General features: G+C 68.9%; 16 protein-coding genes and 1 pseudogene. 8 read left to right on the top strand and 9 right to left on the bottom strand.

Translation table 11 applies throughout. The annotated features are described in order from the left end of the window. The 3 genes and pseudogenes from RT91_RS21675 to RT91_RS17355 form a co-directional block, all read right to left on the bottom strand. Nucleotides 1-581: pseudogene (locus RT91_RS21675) on the bottom strand (hypothetical protein); the annotation flags it as partial. Between the two features lie 475 nt (nucleotides 582-1,056). Further along, nucleotides 1,057-3,348 (bottom strand): FdhF/YdeP family oxidoreductase, encoded by a 2,292-nt coding sequence (locus RT91_RS17360; RefSeq protein ID WP_035188763.1) that lies wholly within the window; start codon nucleotides 3,346-3,348, stop codon nucleotides 1,057-1,059. Between the two features lie 97 nt (nucleotides 3,349-3,445). Beyond that, the gene (locus RT91_RS17355) at nucleotides 3,446-5,692 is read right to left on the bottom strand and encodes a bifunctional diguanylate cyclase/phosphodiesterase (protein ID WP_231295276.1); all 2,247 of its coding nucleotides are present in this window, start codon (nucleotides 5,690-5,692) and stop codon (nucleotides 3,446-3,448) included. A 227-nt stretch (nucleotides 5,693-5,919) separates the two neighbouring features. Between RT91_RS17355 and RT91_RS17350 the strand changes: the two genes are divergently transcribed. Then, complete coding sequence (locus RT91_RS17350) at nucleotides 5,920-6,720, top strand: N-acyl amino acid synthase FeeM domain-containing protein (protein WP_035188767.1); 801 nt, start codon at nucleotides 5,920-5,922, stop codon at nucleotides 6,718-6,720. Nucleotides 6,721-6,731: 11 nt separating this feature from the next. Here RT91_RS17350 and accC read toward each other — a convergent pair whose 3' ends face one another. The 4 genes from accC to RT91_RS17330 are packed head-to-tail and all read right to left on the bottom strand — an operon-like array spanning nucleotide 6,732 to nucleotide 10,004. Beyond that, nucleotides 6,732-8,072, bottom strand: a complete 1,341-nt coding sequence (gene accC, locus RT91_RS17345; protein WP_172637330.1) for an acetyl-CoA carboxylase biotin carboxylase subunit — start codon at nucleotides 8,070-8,072, stop codon at nucleotides 6,732-6,734. Between the two features lie 13 nt (nucleotides 8,073-8,085). Continuing rightward, nucleotides 8,086-8,568, bottom strand: a complete 483-nt coding sequence (gene accB / locus RT91_RS17340) for an acetyl-CoA carboxylase biotin carboxyl carrier protein (RefSeq protein ID WP_012040011.1) — start codon at nucleotides 8,566-8,568, stop codon at nucleotides 8,086-8,088. Next, nucleotides 8,565-9,014 (bottom strand): type II 3-dehydroquinate dehydratase, encoded by a 450-nt coding sequence (aroQ, locus tag RT91_RS17335; RefSeq protein WP_007423443.1) that lies wholly within the window; start codon nucleotides 9,012-9,014, stop codon nucleotides 8,565-8,567. The genes accB and aroQ overlap by 4 nt, the downstream gene beginning before the upstream one ends. Nucleotides 9,015-9,026: 12 nt before the next feature. Next, entirely contained in the window at nucleotides 9,027-10,004 is a 978-nt protein-coding gene (locus tag RT91_RS17330; protein WP_035188760.1) for a lysine-2,3-aminomutase-like protein, read from the bottom strand. 23 nt (nucleotides 10,005-10,027) lie between these two features. Between RT91_RS17330 and epmA the strand changes: the two genes are divergently transcribed. The 4 genes from epmA (at nucleotide 10,028) to RT91_RS17310 (ending at nucleotide 13,736) form a co-directional block, all read left to right on the top strand. Next, complete coding sequence (gene epmA / locus RT91_RS17325; RefSeq protein WP_035188757.1) at nucleotides 10,028-11,017, top strand: EF-P lysine aminoacylase EpmA; 990 nt, start codon at nucleotides 10,028-10,030, stop codon at nucleotides 11,015-11,017. Between the two features lie 75 nt (nucleotides 11,018-11,092). Continuing rightward, nucleotides 11,093-11,449, top strand: a complete 357-nt coding sequence (locus RT91_RS17320) for a hypothetical protein (RefSeq protein ID WP_007423439.1) — start codon at nucleotides 11,093-11,095, stop codon at nucleotides 11,447-11,449. Beyond that, complete coding sequence (locus RT91_RS17315) at nucleotides 11,443-12,354, top strand: DUF3445 domain-containing protein (RefSeq protein WP_035188755.1); 912 nt, start codon at nucleotides 11,443-11,445, stop codon at nucleotides 12,352-12,354. Before RT91_RS17320 ends, RT91_RS17315 begins: the two co-directional genes overlap by 7 nt. 107 nt (nucleotides 12,355-12,461) lie before the next feature. Continuing rightward, nucleotides 12,462-13,736 carry a glycerate kinase gene (locus tag RT91_RS17310; protein ID WP_013640786.1) on the top strand — a complete coding sequence of 425 codons (1,275 nt, stop codon included), beginning with the start codon at nucleotides 12,462-12,464 and terminating at the stop codon, nucleotides 13,734-13,736. On the opposite strand, the gene RT91_RS17305 is transcribed toward RT91_RS17310, so the two are convergent. Together RT91_RS17305 and RT91_RS17300 are read right to left on the bottom strand one after the other, a co-directional pair. Next, nucleotides 13,705-14,244: a DUF4232 domain-containing protein gene (locus tag RT91_RS17305; RefSeq protein WP_035188754.1), complete on the bottom strand. Its 540-nt coding sequence runs from the start codon at nucleotides 14,242-14,244 to the stop codon at nucleotides 13,705-13,707. The two genes, RT91_RS17310 and RT91_RS17305, sit on opposite strands and share 32 nt — an antisense overlap. After that, nucleotides 14,241-14,471 (bottom strand): tautomerase family protein, encoded by a 231-nt coding sequence (locus RT91_RS17300; protein WP_013640785.1) that lies wholly within the window; start codon nucleotides 14,469-14,471, stop codon nucleotides 14,241-14,243. Before RT91_RS17300 ends, RT91_RS17305 begins: the two co-directional genes overlap by 4 nt. A 127-nt stretch (nucleotides 14,472-14,598) precedes the next feature. Here RT91_RS17300 and RT91_RS17295 point away from each other — a divergent pair, with 127 nt between their 5' ends. Genes RT91_RS17295 through RT91_RS17285 form a run of 3 tightly spaced genes read left to right on the top strand, consistent with a single transcriptional unit; the run spans nucleotide 14,599 to nucleotide 17,180 of the window. Then, on the top strand, nucleotides 14,599-15,519 hold the full coding sequence (locus RT91_RS17295; protein ID WP_035188753.1) for a metal ABC transporter solute-binding protein, Zn/Mn family: 921 nt from the start codon (nucleotides 14,599-14,601) through the stop codon (nucleotides 15,517-15,519). Next, the gene (locus RT91_RS17290) at nucleotides 15,516-16,331 is read left to right on the top strand and encodes a metal ABC transporter ATP-binding protein (protein WP_012040007.1); all 816 of its coding nucleotides are present in this window, start codon (nucleotides 15,516-15,518) and stop codon (nucleotides 16,329-16,331) included. Before RT91_RS17295 ends, RT91_RS17290 begins: the two co-directional genes overlap by 4 nt. A gap of 9 nt (nucleotides 16,332-16,340) precedes the next feature. After that, a complete protein-coding gene (locus RT91_RS17285; RefSeq protein WP_035188750.1) occupies nucleotides 16,341-17,180 on the top strand; it encodes a metal ABC transporter permease in 840 nt (279 codons plus the stop codon). Nucleotides 17,181-17,271: the final 91 nt, after the last annotated feature.

Below are 17,271 nucleotides of genomic sequence, written 5' to 3'. Positions count from 1 at the left end.
ATGAACGCCTCATGGTTCTCGTTCAACAGGCGAACCAACTGCCGCTTCGAGATCGAAATCCCCAGCGATCGCAACAAGGCGAGCAACCGCGGCATCGTCGATTGACCCTGATGATATTGCACCAGCACGAAGCGGCGTAGTTCCGGACCGAAATGGCCTGCGGTTCCTTGAGGCAATGGTGCCAGGATCGTCCGGCCATCCGGCGTTATCCAGCGCTCTCGCAGGTAACGGGTCGCCGTCGCCGAAATCACGAGGTCCTGGACCAGAAAAGGTTCATGACCTTTGAAAACAGCTCCTGGCGGGACCTCAATCCCGATCACCTTTTCTTCGACTTTGACCCGGGGTGAGACCTTGCCCCGAACGGGACGCTTCTCCTGCTTCTGGGGCTTCGGCGGCGCTGTTCCTTTTTCCATGCCACTCGGTTTGATATGCGGGCGACCCTTCAGACCCTTCAGTCGCGCATTCTCTTCGCGCAATTCAGCAACGATCACCTTCAGGCTGGCGATCTCACCGAACAGTTCGACCAGCAGAGCTTCAAGCTCTGCACGGCTCAGCGCGGAAAGGGTGACGGACGGAGGCACATGACCCAAAGACTCCCCTGCGCCGAATCGGTGCAAGGAAAAAATGTACGGTCACCCACATTTTTGCCCCTCTTACTATAAATGGTTCATCAGCCTTACCTTGGTCGAACGGGCCAAGTTGCTCGAAAATCAGCAACCGCACCCACAGATGCAAGGCATGGGTTATAGCCTGGAGAAGCTCCAAGCTGCACTCGACGAGGCCAAGCAGCTTCACACGCCTTAAGTCTGACGGACCATCTCCTACAAGGGCCGATCTGTCCAGTCGGCCCTTATTCGTGGACCGCCAAGCTCACTCACACGCCGTTGATAGCGTGGGCATGGCGCGCGCGGTGCTCATGATCACGGCCTTTCCAGATGTCAGCAAAACTGCCGTCATCGATAGGCACGCCGAAGCGGCGTTCATCGCAAGTAATGTTTGTCCCTCGTTGGACTCGCGTGAATTGCGCCCGCCCGGAGCAACCTCCGGGCGGGTTTTTCACATCGCCTCGGCGATGACGGGAATGGATTTCGCCGCCGGCGTCAGCGCAAGCTCGTCGTGGTGGTAAAGCGGCAGCAGCGGGTTGGCTTCGGGATAGTAGGCACCGATCGACCCTTTCGGAATATTGTATGGCAGGGCGGTGAGATTCCCGACCGATCGGTCCACGCCATCCTCCGAGACGGTTCGCAGCCGGATCCTGTCGCCCGCGGCGATGCCGCGTTCGGCCATGTCCTGCTCGTTCATGAAGGCCACCATCCGGTCGCCCTTCACGCCGCGATAGCGGTCGTCCAGGCTGTAGATCGTGGTGTTGTACTGGTCATGGCTGCGAAGCGTGGCAAGGCGCAGCGTGCCGGGATTCCGTTCCCGCGCCGGATCTTCCGCCACGCCGCGGAAGACGAGAAAATTCGCCCGGCCCGTATCCGTCTTCCACACCCGCTCGCTGGCCGGGTTGTAGAGGCGGAAGCCGCCGGGCTGGCGGAGGCGTTCGTTGAAATCATGGAACAGATCGGGATAGACCGCCTCGATATCGTCGCGGATGCGGGCATAGTCCGCGACATAGCCATCCCAGTCGATCCGGGGGGGCCGGTCGCCGAGGATCGCCTTCGCCATGCCGCAGACGATCGCGACCTCCGAGCGCAGCTGCGGGCTCGCGGGCTCCAGCAGGCCGCCGGAGGCATGGACCATGCTCATCGAGTCCTCGATCGTCACCGATTGCAGGACGCCGTTCTGCGGGTCGAGCTCGGAGCGGGCGAGGCAGGGCAGGATCAGCGCGTCTTGCCCGTGCACGACATGGCCGCGATTGAGCTTGGTCGCCACGCTGACGGTCAGGCCGATGCGGCGCATCGCGGCATCGGCCAGCGGCGTGTCCGGCACGGCGGCGGCGAAATTGCCGCCCATGCCGATGAAGACGCGAACGTCGCCGCGCAGCATGGCCTCGAGCGCGGTGACGACATTATGGCCATGTTCGCGCGGCGGCTCGAAGTTGAAGACCTTGCCGAGACGGTCGAGATACGCCGCCGAGGGCTGGTCGTCGATGCCGACGGTGCGGTCGCCCTGCACGTTGGAATGGCCACGCACCGGCGAGATGCCCGTCCCCGGCCGGCCGATATTGCCGCGCAGCAGCAGCAGGTTCACGCATTGCTGGATGTTCTGCGAGCCGTGACGGTGCTGGGTGATTCCCATGCCGTACATCAGGATGACGTTCCTTGACGCCGCGTAGATGTCGGCGATCTGCTGCAGGGTCTCCCGCGAGAGGCCGGACGTCTCGAGAATGGCGTCCCAGGCCGTGGCGTCGAGATCGGCAACGAAAGCGTCGAATCCGCTGGTGTGGGCCGCAATGAAGTCGTGATCGAGAACCGGGGTGCGGCCGTTCGCCCGAGCGTCGCGGTCGGCCTCGACCAGCAGCTTCATCACGCCTTTCAACGCCGCAACGTCACCGCCGACTTTCACCTGGCAATACAGATGGGCGATGCGCTGGCCGCGATTGGTGAGTATGTCGCCCGCGTCCTTCGGGTCGGCAAAGCGTTCGAGCGCGCGCTCGCGCAGCGGGTTGAGCACAACGATGCGCGCGCCGCGCCTTGCCGCGTCGCGCAGCGTGCCCATCGCCCGCGGGGAATTGGTGCCGGGGTTCTGGCCGATCGAGAGGATCATGTCGGCGTGTTCGAAATCCTCGAGGGTCGAGGTGCCCTTGCCGATGCCGATCGACTGCGGCAGGCCGCGGCTGGTGGGCTCGTGGCACATGTTCGAGCAATCGGGGAAGTTGTTGGTGCCGATCAGGCGGCCGAGCAGGGCGAAGAGGAACGCGGCCTCGTTCGAGGTGCGGCCGGAGACGTAGAACTCCGCCTGGTCGGGGTGGTCCATCGCGGCGATGTGACGGGCGATCATGGCGAAGGCGTCGTCCCAGGCGATGGGGACGTACCGGTCGGTCGCGGGGTCGTATCGCATCGGCTCGGTCAGGCGGCCCTGGCTTTCCAGCCAGTGGTCGGACTGCTTCGCGAGATCGGCGAGGGTGTTTTGCGCGAAGAAATCGCGGGTGACGCGGCGGTCGGTCACTTCCCAGGCGACCGCTTTTGCGCCGTTCTCGCAGAATTCGAAGGAGGAGGTGTGGCGCGGGTCAGGCCAGGCGCAGCCGGGGCAGTCGAAGCCTTCGGGCTGGTTGGTGGCGAGCAGGGCGCGGCTGCCGCGGGCGACGGCACTTTGCTGGCGCAGCGCGCGGGCGGTGGCGGCGAGCGCGCCCCAGCCTCCGGCGGGAGCATCGTAGGGGGCGAAGATATCGTCGGGATTGGCCATCCTGTCCTCCTTCCGTGGCCCGATTCACATGGAGGGCGGAGGTGGCGATGCAACCGGCGGCGGAACACGATCCGCCTCGGCAACAATGGCGTCGGCCTCAGCCGAACAGGCGGCCCGAGCTGGGAACGAGGCGGAGTCGGAGCCAGTCGTGCAGGGCCTCGCCGCTCATCGGCATCGCGAACAGGCTGCCCTGTCCCTCCTCGAAGCCGAGTTCGATCAGGCTGACGCGGTGATGATCGGTTTCCATGCCCTCGGCGGTGATGGTGAGGGCGACATCGCGCGCCATGCGGCCGATATGGAAGAGAATGGTCCGCCGGCGGGGATCATCCATCGCGTCCTTGATCAGGGAACGGTCGATCTTCAGCCGGTCGAAGCGGAAATAGTACAGGGTCGAAATCGAGGAATAGCCGGAGCCGAAATCGTCGAGCGCGAGGCGGCAACCGAGTGCCGTGATCGCCTCAAGGATGCGGCGGGTCTCGGGCGAGACGTCGAGGATCGCGGTTTCGGTCAGTTCGAACTCGATCCGGCCCGGGCCGAGGCGGTGGCGGACGAGGGCGGCGCCGATCCGCTCGATCAGCGCCGGATCGTGGAGCTGGACAGGCGAGAGATTGACCGCAACCGCGATGTGATCGGGCAGGGTGGCGGCGTAGGCGCATGCGGCCTCGATGACGAAGGCGCCGATGCGAATGATGGCGCCGTTATGCTCCGAAGCCCGAATGAACTGGTCCGGCGGGAGAATGCCGTATTCCGGATGCTTCCAGCGGACCAGCGCCTCGACGGTGGTCACCGCGCCGCTGTCGAGCCGGACGATCGGCTGGTATTCGAGGAAGAAAACCTGCTTTTCGAATTCGTTCACCAGCGCGGCATCGATCTGGCGGAGGCGGGTCGTGTGCCGGTCGTTTTCCGGATCGAACAGGCGGGCGGAGCCGCGGCCGCTCGCCTTGGCGCGGTAGAGGGCGAGGTCGGCGGCGTGGCGGGCATCCTCCGGCAGGATGCCGGGGCGGGTGATCATCGCGATGCCGGCGCAGGAGCCGATCGCCACCGTGACGTCGGCGAGGCGAAAGGGATCGGCCAGCCGATCGATGATACGGCCGGTGACCGCCTCGGCATCGGCGATCGTCGCATCGGGCAGGAGGATCGCGAATTCGTCGCCGCCGAGGCGGAAGCAGCGATCATGGCTGCGCACGCATGACAGGATGCGGCGGGCGACCGCATGCAGCAGTTCGTCGCCGGTCTTGTGGCCGAAACGGTCGTTCACCGACTTGAAATGATCGAGGTCGAGACAGATCAGCCCGGTGCCGACACCGACCGGCCCCGAGCAGGCCGCCTGCAGCGCCTCGTCGAAACTCATGCGGTTGCCGAGGCCGGTCAGGCTGTCGTGGCTGGCGATGTGGGCGATCTTGCGTTCGGCCAGGCGGTGGGCGGTGACGTCGGACCCGACGCCGCGATAGCCGATGAAGACCCCTTCACGGTCGAACACCGGCTTGCCGGCAATGGACCAGCACCGCTCCTCGTTGCTGAAATGCAGCGGGGTCCGGGGTTCATTGAAGGTTTCCCGCCGCCCGATCCGGTGGATCAGGTTGCCGACCGCGGCGTTGCACGAATGATCCGGCCCGGCTCGGCCGTGTTCGACGAGAAAGCGGATGATCGACATGCTGGCGAGTTCCGCCGGCGTCGAACGCGCGACTTCGGCGAAGCGCAGCGAGGGGCGGATCAGCGTCAGCGAGGCATCGGTCTCCCAGAGGAAGTCGCTCGCCCCCTCCTCGAAATCGCGGAGGAGGAGGTTGATCACCTCGCTCTGGCGCTCGGCCTCGAGGCGGCGCAACTCGCGCTCCATCGTGTTGGCGTTGACGTAGAGGATGGTCGAGAAGGTGAGGAAGGCGTAGCTCGCGAGACCGATCAGCGTCGCGGCCGGGGGGATTGCCGAGTCCGCCATGATGGCGATGACGGAGCCGATCGTCACCGGTGTCCAGAGGGCGAGGGCGTAGAGTGCTGGACCCGAGAAGGCCGAGGTCGACATCAGCCCGATCGCGACCGCGTAGAGCATGCTGGTCTGCACCGGATCGGCATGGTGCAGCCCGCCGATCAGGATGAACGACCAGAATATGCCGATCATGAGGGCCAGGCCGGAAAAGGCGAGCTTGAAAACGACGGGCCGCACGTCCGCCGGTCGGCGGGCCCAGAGAATCGCGGAGATCGAGAGCAGGACGTAGCCGGTGAACAGGCCGGCGAAGCCCCCGGTCAGCAACGGCGCGCCATGCAGCCGGTTCCAGAAGCTCCAGCACAGCGCACCCGAGACGAGCCCGCCTGTGACCACCATCCGGGGGACCAGCGCGGTTCTCATGTCCAGTAGCGATATGTCGATCTGACGTCGTGTTTGCGGCAACAGATCGAGGGTAGTCTGGCCTGACTGTCTCAATTTCAGTTTCTTTGCGACAGCGAATGGAAAATGATCAAATTCAAAATCCATCTTCCGACAACTTGCAAACCACTATAGGTTGAAATGATTTGTTAAATCTTAAAGCAGATCGGTTAAATTGCAAACGCGAACAACTTTCGGTGGAGACCAAAATGGTATATTCCCCCTTGGATACCGATGTCGAGCCGCGCACGGGCGTGAAGCGGCTGCGCGAGACCGGCAATATCATCGAGGCACAGCTGGTCACGTCGCCGCAGCAGGCGCGCCTGGCCTACGGCATGCGCTACGACGCCTACCGTGAATACGGCTTTGTCGGCGAACGGCCGGATGGCCTGTTCAGTGACGAATATGATACGAGGCCGAATTACTCCACGATCCTGGTATTCCGCAACGGAACGCCGGCGGCGACGATCCGCGTCGCGCTGTTCGATCCGGGCCACCCTGATCCGGTGTTTCACCGGACCCAGGCCATGGAGATCTTCGAGGCGGAGATCCGGGCGGTCGTCGCGGCCGAACGCCGGCCCGGCACCGCGGGCAGCGCGATCGAGCTTGGCAAGCTCGCGCGGGCGGCCGATGCGGCGAACGATGTCGAGGTGCTGTTCGCCGCCTTCCGCGCGGCGGGCTATATCGGGTTGCATCACGACGTCGATGCCGTGCTGAACGCGGTGCGCGCGCATCACATGCCGATGTACCGCCGCTGCGGTTTTCGCGTGCTGGAGCGGCCGCGGCCCTATCCGGGACTGACCTTCCAGACCGGGCTGATGGGGCTGTTCAGAGACCAGTATGCCGTGGCGCAGCATACCGTTCCGTTCATGGCCGGGATGGCGGCCGGCGACCCGACGCATCAGGCGCTGATGGCGGGCGAACCAGCGCGGCTTTCGGTGTTCTCTGCCCTCGAATCCTTGGCGGCGCGTGCGGCACCCCTGGCGATGCCGGCCGTTGCCGCGTCCTGAGGCGGCGGTACTCAGCGACGGGCGACGAAGTTCTCGAGCCAGTGGATCGTGTATTCACCGGAGCGGAAACCGGGGTCGTCGAGGATACGCAGGTGCAGCGGGATCGTCGTCCTGATGCCTGAAAGGGCGAATTCCTCGAGCGCGCGACGCATCCGGGCGATGGCTTCGGCCCGGCTGCGCCCATGCACGATCAGCTTGGCGACCAGGCTGTCGTAATGGGAGGGCACGCGATAGCCGGCATAGATCGCTGAATCGAGCCGCACGCCGAGGCCGCCGGGGGCGTGGAACACCTCGACCTTGCCCGGCGAGGGGGCGAAGGTTTCCGGATCCTCGGCGGTGATGCGGCATTCGATGGCGTGGCCGTTGAACGAGATGTCGGCCTGGCCGTAGCCGAGCGTCTCGCCGGCGGCGATGCGGATCTGCTCGCGCACGAGATCGACGCCGGTGACCATTTCGGTGACCGGATGCTCGACCTGCAGGCGCGTGTTCATCTCGATGAAGGCGAACTGACCGTCCTGATACAGGAATTCGAGCGTGCCGGCGTTGCGGTAGCCGAACTTCGTCAGCGCCGCGGTGGCGATCTCGCCGAGCCGGTCGCGCTCCTCGCGGGTGATGCCGGGCGAACCCGCCTCTTCCAGCAGCTTCTGGTGGCGGCGCTGCAGCGAGCAGTCGCGCTCGCCGAAATGCACCACGTTGCCGTGATTGTCGCCCAGCACCTGAAGCTCGACGTGGCGCGGCCGGTCGAGATATTTCTCGATATAGACGGCGTTGTTGCCGAAGGCCGCACCGGCTTCGGCGCGGGCGGTGCGGAAGGCTTCCTCGACCTCTTCAAGGGTGCGGGCGACCTTCATGCCGCGCCCGCCGCCGCCGGCCGCGGCCTTGATCAGCACCGGGCAGCCGATTTCCGCGGCGACGCGCTTCGCCGCCTCGACATCCGGCACCTCGCCGTCCGAGCCGGGGACGAGCGGCACGCCGAGATCCGCCATCGTCGTCTTGGCGGTGATCTTGTCGCCCATCATGCGGATATGGGTGGGCGAGGGGCCGATGAAGGCGAGGCCATGGGCTTCCACCATCTCGGCGAAATCGGCGTTCTCGGAGAGGAAGCCGTAGCCGGGATGCACCGCCTCCGCCCCGGTGATCAGCGCGGCACTGATCAGCGCCGGCATGTTGAGGTAGGAGTCGCGCGCGGCGGGGGGGCCGATGCAGACACTTTCATCGGCCAGGCGCACATGCATCGCATCGGCATCGGCGGTGGAATGCACCGCGACGGTGGCGATGCCCATCTCGCGGCAGGCGCGCTGGACCCGGAGCGCGATTTCGCCCCGGTTGGCGATCAGGATCTTCGAGAACACGGGCACCGGCCGTTTATTCGACGATGACGAGCGGTTCGTCGTATTCGACCGGCTGGCCGGAGGCGACGAGGATGGACTTCACGGTGCCGGCGCGCGGCGCCTTGATCTGGTTGAAGGTCTTCATCGCCTCGATGAGCAGCAGCGTCTGCCCGGCCTCGACCGTCGAGCCGACGCTGATGAACGGTGCCGCCCCCGGCTCCGGCGAGAGGTAGGCGACGCCGACCATCGGCGACTTCACCGTGCCCGGATGGCTCGCCGCGGCGGCGGGGGCGGCCTCGGGCGCGGCGGCGGCCGGCACTGGCGCCGGGGCGGCCTGCGGCATCGCGTAGGGCGGCGCGGGATAGGCGGGAGCGGCGACGAACTGTGCCGCCTGCGCGCTGGCGCGGGCCAGGCGCAGCCGCCGGTCGCCTTCCTCAAGCTCGATCTCGGCCAGGTCGCCGTCCTTGAGAAGGGCGGCGAGGGCGCGCAGCACCTCGGGGTCGAAGGAGAGACTCATGCTTCCTGCTCCACAATCTCGGCGATCGCCTGAAGCGCCAGCCGGTAGCCGGTGAAACCAAGGCCGCAGATCACGCCGCGCGCGGCCTGCGATACGTATGAATGATGGCGGAACGCCTCGCGCTGATGGATGTTGGACAGATGCACCTCGATGACCGGAAGGTCGACCGCGTGCAGCGAGTCCATCAGCGCGATCGAGGTGTGCGAGTAGCCCGCCGGGTTGATGATGATGCCGGCGGCGCGGCCGCGGCATTCCTGCACCCAGGTGATCAGTTCGCCTTCGCCGTTGGTCTGGCGGAAATCGATGGCGAGGCCCAGCTCCTCGGCCGCCTCGGCGCAGAGCGCCTCGAGATCGTCAAGGGTCTGGATGCCGTAGATTTCCGGCTCGCGCAGCCCCAGCATGTTCAGGTTCGGGCCGTTCAGCACGGCGATCAGCGGTACAGGCATGATGCGCGCCTATCACAGGCCGGCGGAAAGGGAAACCGGCGAGGGTTCGAGCGTGGTCTTTCCGGCGGGCGAATCGAGGATATAGGTCGGCAGGGCATGGCCGGAAATCGTGCCGCGCAGGGCGGCGATCAGCGCCCGGCCCTCGACGATCGGCACGTGGAAGCGGGCGGTGCCGGGGGCGGGGTCGAGCTGGTGCAGGTAATACGGTTTCACGCCGCATTCGAGCATGGTCTCGAACAGGGCGCGCAGCGTGTCCGCCGAATCGTTGACGCCGCGCAGCAGCACCGACTGGCCGAGCAGCGGAATCCCGGCGCGGCGCAGCGCCCTCAGCCCGGCGCGGGCCTCGGCGCCGAATTCGCGCGCGTGGTTGGCGTGCAGCACGAGGAAGAGCGGCGGGTCGAGATCGAGCGCCGCGAGCAGCGCCGGCGTGATCCGCGCCGGATCGGCCACCGGCACGCGGGTGTGCAGCCGCAGCCGGCTGATATGCGGGATCGCGCGCAGCCGGGTGAAGATCGCGCCAAGGCGGCGGGGCGAGAGGATGAGCGGGTCGCCGCCGGTCAGGATTACCTCGCTCACCGCATCGTGATCCGCGAGCCAGCGGAACGCCGCCTCGAGCTCCGCTTCGGACAGCACGCCACCCTCCGGGCCGACATGCTCGCGGCGGAAGCAGAACCGGCAATAGACCGGGCAGGCAAGGGTGGGCTTGAGCAGCGCGCGGTCGGGGTAGCGGTGGACGATGCCGGGCACCGGGGAGAGCGCGTCATCGCCGATCGGGTCGGCGCGCTCGTGGGGGGCGGTTTCGAGCTCCGCGGGGTCGGGGATGAACTGAAGGCCGATCGGGTCCGCCGGGTCACCGATCAGGGCGGCGAGCGGTGCCGGGATCGCGGTGGCGTAGCGCGCGGCGACGGCCTCGAGCCCCGCGCGGGCGGAAGGCGGGGCGAGCCCGGCCTCGATCAGCTGGTCTGCGGTGCGGAGCGTGGGAGTGGCCATGCGGCGGTGCTATCCTGCGGCGCATGGCCAGACAAGCATGGGACCCCGACCGCCTCGCCGCCCGGCTGCCCTTCCTGCGGCGGCGCGGGCTGCTCGCGCAGGCGACGCGCGCCTTCTTCACCGCCCGCGGATATATCGAGGTGGAGACGCCCTGCCTCGTCCCCGCGCCGGGCGAGGAGGTGCATCTCGCCGCCCTGTCGACCATTGTGCATGCGCCGGATGGCGCGGCGGCGCGGAAATGGCTGCATACCAGCCCCGAATTCGCGATGAAGAAGCTGCTCGCCGGCGGCGCCGGGCGGATGTTCCAGCTCGCCCGGGTCTGGCGCGACCATGAGGGGTCGGACACGCATGCGCCCGAATTCACCATGCTCGAATGGTATCGCCCGGGGGCCGATTTTTCCTCCATGATCGAGGAGACGACGCAGCTCCTCCGCGCCGTGCTGCCGCCGGTCGTGACGTGCCGGGGGGTGACGACCGATCTTGCCGCGATCGAGGTGCTGAGCGTCGCCGAGGCCTTCGCGCGCCATTGCGGTATCGATGTGCTGGCGAGCGTCGGCGATGCCGACCGGCTGGCCGCCGATGCCGGGGTGGCGCGCCGCGACGGCGAGGATTGGGAGGACCTGTTCTTCCGCCTCATGCTCGGGCGGATCGAACCGCATCTCGGTCGCCAAAATCCGACCTTCCTGACCGACTGGCCGGCGCCGCTCGCCGCCCTCGCGCGGCGGCGGGCGGACGATCCGCGCGTCGCCGAGCGCTTCGAGCTGTATGTGTGCGGGATGGAGCTTGCCAACGCCTTCGCCGAGCTGACCGATCCGGTCGAGCAGCGGGCCCGCTTCGAGGCCGACCGGGCGCGGCGGCACGCGCTCTATGGCCGCGAGGACTGGCCGCTCGATGAAGATTTCGTGGCGGCGGTGGGGCGGATGCCGGATTGCGCGGGGATTGCCCTGGGGTTCGACCGCCTGGCGATGATCGCCGCCGGCGCCGCGCGCATCACCGATGTGTTATGGCTCTGATATAAGCCGGAAACGGACCCACTGTAGACATTCCACATCACCAACGGGCCAAGGCCCGGAGACGAGGAGCGTGCGATGCGAAGGAAGCTTGTTCTGGCTGCGCCGGTCGTGGCCCTGGTTCTGGCCGGCTGCGCGGTGGGGCCAAGCCTTGCCGAGCGGATGTCGGCCTATGTCGGGCGGCCGGAATCGGCGCTGGTGGCCGCACTCGGCGTGCCGGACCGCAAGATCACGGTCGATGGCAAGACCTATTTCGCCTATGTCGAGCGGTCGTATTCCTACCAGCCGGGCTTCGTGCCGCCCTATCCGGGCTTCTACGGCCCCTATTACGGCCCGTTCTTCCAGCCCGATACCTATACGCGGCAATGCACCGTCACCTTCGCGCTCGAGGGCGGCATGGTGAAATCCTTCACCCTGCGCGGCAACGATTGCTGACCGCCCCGCCGCCGGCGCTGCCTGCCTCGCCGCTCTGGCTGCCCTTCGCGCCCGGCCCCTACCGGCCGGCGATGGGGTTGATCGCCCGTCCGCCCGCGGAACTGACCGCCTTCGGCGCCGACTACCCTGCGCAGATGGCGGAGCGCCGGACGCTGCTCGGCCTGCGCCGGGCCGAGGTGTTCGCCGCGCTGCCGGGCAGCGAGGCGGCGCGGCGCGAGACATTGCTCTTGGTCGCCGGCCACCTGCTCGCCGATCGTGCGCCCTGGTTCGCCCAGGCCGGCGCGATGTTGGAAAACCGCCTCACCGGCGAGCGGTGGAATCTTGCGGCGCCGGAATGCGACCCGCTCGAACTCGCCGGAAGGCTGGTGCAGGAGGATCTCTGCCTGCTCGACCCGGCGACGGCGACGCTCACGGCGGCGGTGCTGTGCTTTCCCTCGCGCTGGCGGCTGGCGGACAAGCTGGGCCGCGACCTTGCCGCCATCCATACCCCGGTACCGCTCTATGCCGAGCGGCTGGACCGCCCGGTGGCGCGGTTCATCGCCGCGCTGGCGCCAGGCCGGCTGGTCGAGCGCTTCAACTGGACGATCCATGACGGATCGGACCTGTTCCAGCCGGAGCCGCATATCGCCCCCGGCCCGGCGGTGACCGCCGGCACCGCTCCGGCGCGGCTGCATCTGCGGGTCGAACGCCAGACTCTGAGCCGGCTGCCGGAGAGCGGGGCCGTGCTGTTCACGATCCGCACCCGGCAGGCGGCGCTGGCCGAGGTGATGGCGGTGCCGGGCGCCGCGGCGGCGCTGGCCGAGGCTGTGCGCGGGCTGCCCGAAACTGTGGCGGCCTATCGCGGCATCGCCCCGTTCCGTGCCGCCCTGCTCGCCGCGCTGGACCGGGTTGCCCCGCCGCGCTAGAGCAAGGCCCGGCCGGCGGGGCCGGAATGCCCGCGTTGTCAGACGGATAGAGCCTGCTGCCCGGAACGGGCGGCGTGGCTGCGGGCCGAGCGGAAAGGAAAAGCGGCATGAGTGAGGGCGATCTCGACCTGTTGCGGCGCATGTTCGCGGCGGCGGTGGACGCGGCAGCGCCCTCGCGCTGCGTGCCGCCGCATCTGCCGCCGCCGCCGAAGGGGCGGACCGTGGTGATCGGCGCCGGCAAGGCGGCGGCGGCGATGGCCGAGGCGGTCGAGGCGCACTGGCCGGACGAAGCGCCGATGTCCGGCCTCGTGGTCACCCGCTACGGGCATGGGAGCAAAAAGCCGCTCGGGCGGATCGAGGTGGTCGAGGCATCGCACCCGGTGCCGGACGCGGCCGGGCAGGCGGCGGCGGCGCGCATCCTCGCGATGGTGCGGGGGCTGACCGCGGACGATCTGGTTCTCGTGCTCATGTCAGGCGGCGCCTCTTCGCTGCTGGCGCTGCCGGCGCCGGGGATTTCGCTCGCCGACAAGCAGGCGGTGAACCGCGCCCTGCTGAAGAGCGGTGCGAACATCCAGGCGATGAACTGCGTGCGCAAGCATCTCTCGGCGATCAAGGGCGGGCGGCTCGCCGCCGCGGCGGCGCCGGCGGCGATCGTGACCCTGATGATTTCCGACGTGCCGGGCGACGATCCCTCGGTGATCGGCTCGGGGCCGACCGTGCCGGACGCGACCACGGCGGAGGATGCGCGGGCGATCCTGCGCCGCGCCGGGATCGCGGTGCCGGAACCGGTTGCCGCGTGGCTGGCGCGGCCGGAGGCGGAGACGCCGAAGCCCGGCGATCCGGCCTTTGCCCGAGCCCGCGAAATCATGATCGCCACCCCCTTCGCCTCGCTGGAGGCGGCGGCCGCGGTCGCCCGCGCGGCCGGGGTGACGCCGCTGATCCTCGGCGATGCGATCGAGGGCGAGGCGCGCGAGGTGGCGGCGGTGATGGCCGGCATGGCGCGGAGCTGTGCCGCGCATGGCGCGCCGCTCGCGCCGCCCTGTGTGCTGGTTTCGGGCGGGGAGACGACGGTGACGGTGCGCGGCGGTGGGCGCGGCGGGCGGAATCTGGAGTTCCTCGCCGGTCTTGCGGTCGCCCTCGGCGGGGCGCCGGGGATTCACGCCATTGCCGGGGATACCGACGGGATCGACGGCACCGAGGACAATGCCGGAGCCGTGCTCGCGCCGGACACGCTGGCCCGCGCCCGGGCGATCGGCCTCGATCCCGCGGCACGTCTGGCCGACAATGACGGCTACGGCCTGTTCGCCCCGCTCGGCGACCTCGTGGTGACCGGGCCGACCCGCACCAATGTCAACGATTTCCGGGCGATCCTGATCCGCTGATTGTTTTTTCTCCGGCGAGGGCGAGCGGGCTCTGGGCGATGCCCGCCGCCGCACCTTTCGGGCCACAGATCGTCGCGGCGAGCGGGAGGGTCGTCTCGCTGCCTGGCCAGGCGATGCGCAATGCGGCCACCTTCATGCAGGCATTGCGGGTGTAGACCGGATCGGCCACCCAGCGCAGCGCGGTCGTCGCCGCAACGCCCGCCTCAAGGCGGACCGGCAGCACCACGGGGCCGGGGTGCATCCCGACGGGTGGGCGGCGGACAACCGGCAGTTCGTGATCCGCGGCATCGAGAAAGACGAGGCGCGGCAGGCCGGGCAGGGTGCAGGGCGCCGGCCCCGGATTGCGCAGCACCACTAGCGTGCCGGAATGCGACATGCCGTCGAACGCGCCGCCTTCGGAATCGGTGCGTGCCACGATCCGCGCGCCGGAGCAGACCGTCACCGCCGCCGGCCGCGCGCAGCCCGCCACCAGCAAGGGCAGGGCGAGTCCGGCGGCGGCGGCTCTCATTTCGGCTCGTAGCCAGGCTTCTTGTAGAGCGTCTCCGCCCTGGCGCGAATGTCCGGCTCGAAAACTTTCTCGTTCCAGTGCTCGGGATCGACGTCTTCGATACTGACCGACACCGCAGCCTCGCTGCTCCCCGCCGAGGCCATCACCGCCTGCGCGACCGCCTCGGCGATCTGGTGCTTCTGCGCCTCGCTGCGGCCGGCATAGAGCTTGATAATGACATGAGGCATGGCGCGGGTCCTTCTCTGGCGGGCGATCAGCCTACACCAGCCCGTCAGGTGCGGGCAGGGGGGAGTGGACCGGTGGAATGATATAACATATCATTTCTGGCGAAGGGGCGCAGGAGGACCGGGGGACATGGCGAAACGGCGGGGACTTCTGGCCGGGCTGGTGGCGGCGCCGTGGATCGCCCGCGCCGCCGGTCGCATCCCGGCGGTGGGGATCGAGAGCCAGTATGCCGACGTGATCGCCGCGATCGGTGGCGACCGGGTCGAGGTTGCCGCCATCGAGACCAATCCGAACGCCGATCCGCACGGCTTCGAGGCGAGCCCGGCGGTGGCGCGGCGAATCGCCGCAGCGCGGCTCGTGGTGCTCAACGGGCTTGGTTACGATTCCTGGGCGCGGCGGATCATCCGCGCGACGGCGGGCAGCGCGCGGGGGCGGCATGTGATCGCCGCACAGGACGTGCTCGGCCTGCCGGATGCGACGCGCAACCCGCACATCTGGTACGATCCGGCGGCGATGCCGAAAGTGGCGGCGGCGATCGCGCAGGCGCTGGCGGCGATCGACCCGGCGGGGGCGGCCGTCTATCGGCGGAACCTCGCCGCGTTCGAGGCCTCGCTCGCCCCGTGGCGGGCGGCGATCGGCGCGTTCCGGGCGCAGCATGCCGGCATCCGCGCGGCGGTGACCGAACCGGTGGGCAATGACCTGTTCCGGGCGATGGGCATCGCGGTCGCCACACCCTGGAGCCTGCAGGCGGCGGTGATGAACGGCACCGATCCCGCGCCGCAGGACATCGCCGCGCAGGAGAAGCTGCTGCGCCGGCGGGAAGTGTCGTTTCTCGGCTATAACCGGCAGGTGATCGGCCCGCTGACGCGGGCGATGCTCGATGCCGCGCGGGCGGCTCAGGTGCCGGTGGTCGCGCTGTATGAGACGATGCCGGCGGGGTACCATTTCGGCGGCTGGATGCTGGCGGAGACCGCGGCAGTGACCGGGGCGGTTGCGCATGGCACCTCCACCAGCGCGCTCGTGGCTGGCGAGGTGAGGGGGTCGAGGTGAGCGGGGACGCGCTCGCGCTGGAGGGTGTCGCGGTCGGCCATGGCGGGCGGGCGGTGCTGTCGGGGGTGGGGTTCAGCCTCGCGCCGGGGAGTTTCGCCGGGCTGATCGGGCCGAACGGCTCGGGCAAGACGACGCTGCTGCGCGCGATCCTCGGCCTCGTGCCGCTGCTGGACGGGCGCGTGACGATCGGCGGGCGCGGGCAGGTGGGCTATGTGCCGCAGAGCATCGCGCTCGACCGGTTCATGCCGGTGCGCGCGCGCGACGTGATCGCGCTCGGGCTGGATGGGCACCGGCTCGGCATTCCGCTGCCCTCGCGCCGCCGCCGCGCGCTGGTGGACGAGATGATCGACGCGGTTGGTGCTACCGGCTTCGCCGATCGCAGGGTGGGCGACCTTTCGGGCGGGCAGCAGCAGCGGGTGATGATCGCCCATGCGTTGATCCGCCGCCCCGACGTGCTGCTGCTCGACGAGCCGCTGGCCAGTCTCGATCTGCGCAGCACCGCCGAGGTGGTGTCACTCCTCGCCCGTCTCGCCCGCGAGGCGAAGGTGGCGGTGCTGATGTCGGCGCATGACATGAACCCGTTGCTGCCGGCGATGGACCGCATCGTCTATGTCGCCGAGGGGCGCGCGGTGGCCGGTACGGTGGCCGAGGTGGTGCGCGGCGCGGTGCTGAGCGCACTGTATGGCGCGCATATCGACGTGCTGCGCGTGCATGGGAGGGTGCTGGTGGTTGCCGCCGGCGGCGGGCCGCACGACCATGACCATGATCACGCGCATGGCGAGGATGCGATGCATGTCGTCCGCATTCCCTAAGGGCTGCTCATGAGCGCGGTGGGGTTGTCCGCCCTCGGGCCGGTCGGCGTGGCGCTGGCGGTGAGTTTTGCCGCCGCCCTGGTGTCCGCCGTGGTCGGCGTGTTCACCGTGCTGCGGGGGCAGGCCTTCGCCGGGCATGCGCTGGGCGATATTTCCGGCGCGGGTGGGGCGGCGGCGCTGCTGTTCGGCATCCGCCCGCTCGCCGGTTTCGTGGCGATGGCGCTGGCCGGGGCGGCGGCGATGGCGCTGGCCGGCGGGCGGCGGATCGCCGAGCGGGATCTGGCGAGCGGCGTGGTGCTGGGCGCCGGGCTCGGGCTTGCGGCGCTGTTCCTGTATCTCGACGCGACGATGAGCGGCGCCGGCGGTGCGGCGAGCACTGTGATGTTCGGCTCGATGTTCGCGATCCCGCCGGGGATGGTGCTGCCGGCCGCCCTCTGCGCGGCGTCGGCGCTGGCGGCGATGGCCGCCCTGGCGCGGCCGCTGGCGCTGATCGCGATCGGCCCCGATCTCGCGGCGAGCCGGGGGGTTCGGGTGCAGCTCGTCGGGTTCGCGCATCTCGCCGTGCTGGCGCTGGCGGTGGGGCTCGCGGCGATGAGTGTGGGGGCGGTGCTGGCGACCGCGCTGCTGATCGGCCCGGCTTCGGCGGGGCTGCGGGCGGCGCGCACCCTGCCGGGGGCGGTGGCGCTGGCGGCGGCGATCGGCGTCGGCGCGAGTTGGGGCGGCATCGCGCTGGCCTATGAAAGTTACGGCTGGGGCGGGCGGCATGGCTGGCCGGTGAGTTTCTTCGTGGTGGCGCTGGTCGTCGTTGCCTATGCCGCCGCGGGGCTCGTCGCGCGGGCGCGGCGCTGAGATGTTTTCCGCCTTCATGCTCAACGCCTGGGCGGCGGGCCTCATCGTCGCGGTCACGGCGGGGGTGGTGGGGTTTTTCGTGGTGCTGCGC

Origin of the sequence: Acidiphilium sp. JA12-A1, from assembly GCF_000724705.2 — a bacterium.
Classification (GTDB): Bacteria; Pseudomonadota; Alphaproteobacteria; order Acetobacterales; family Acetobacteraceae; genus Acidiphilium; species Acidiphilium multivorum.
Note: the sequence above shows the minus strand (reverse complement) of the source record. Positions and strands in the feature narration are given on the sequence as shown.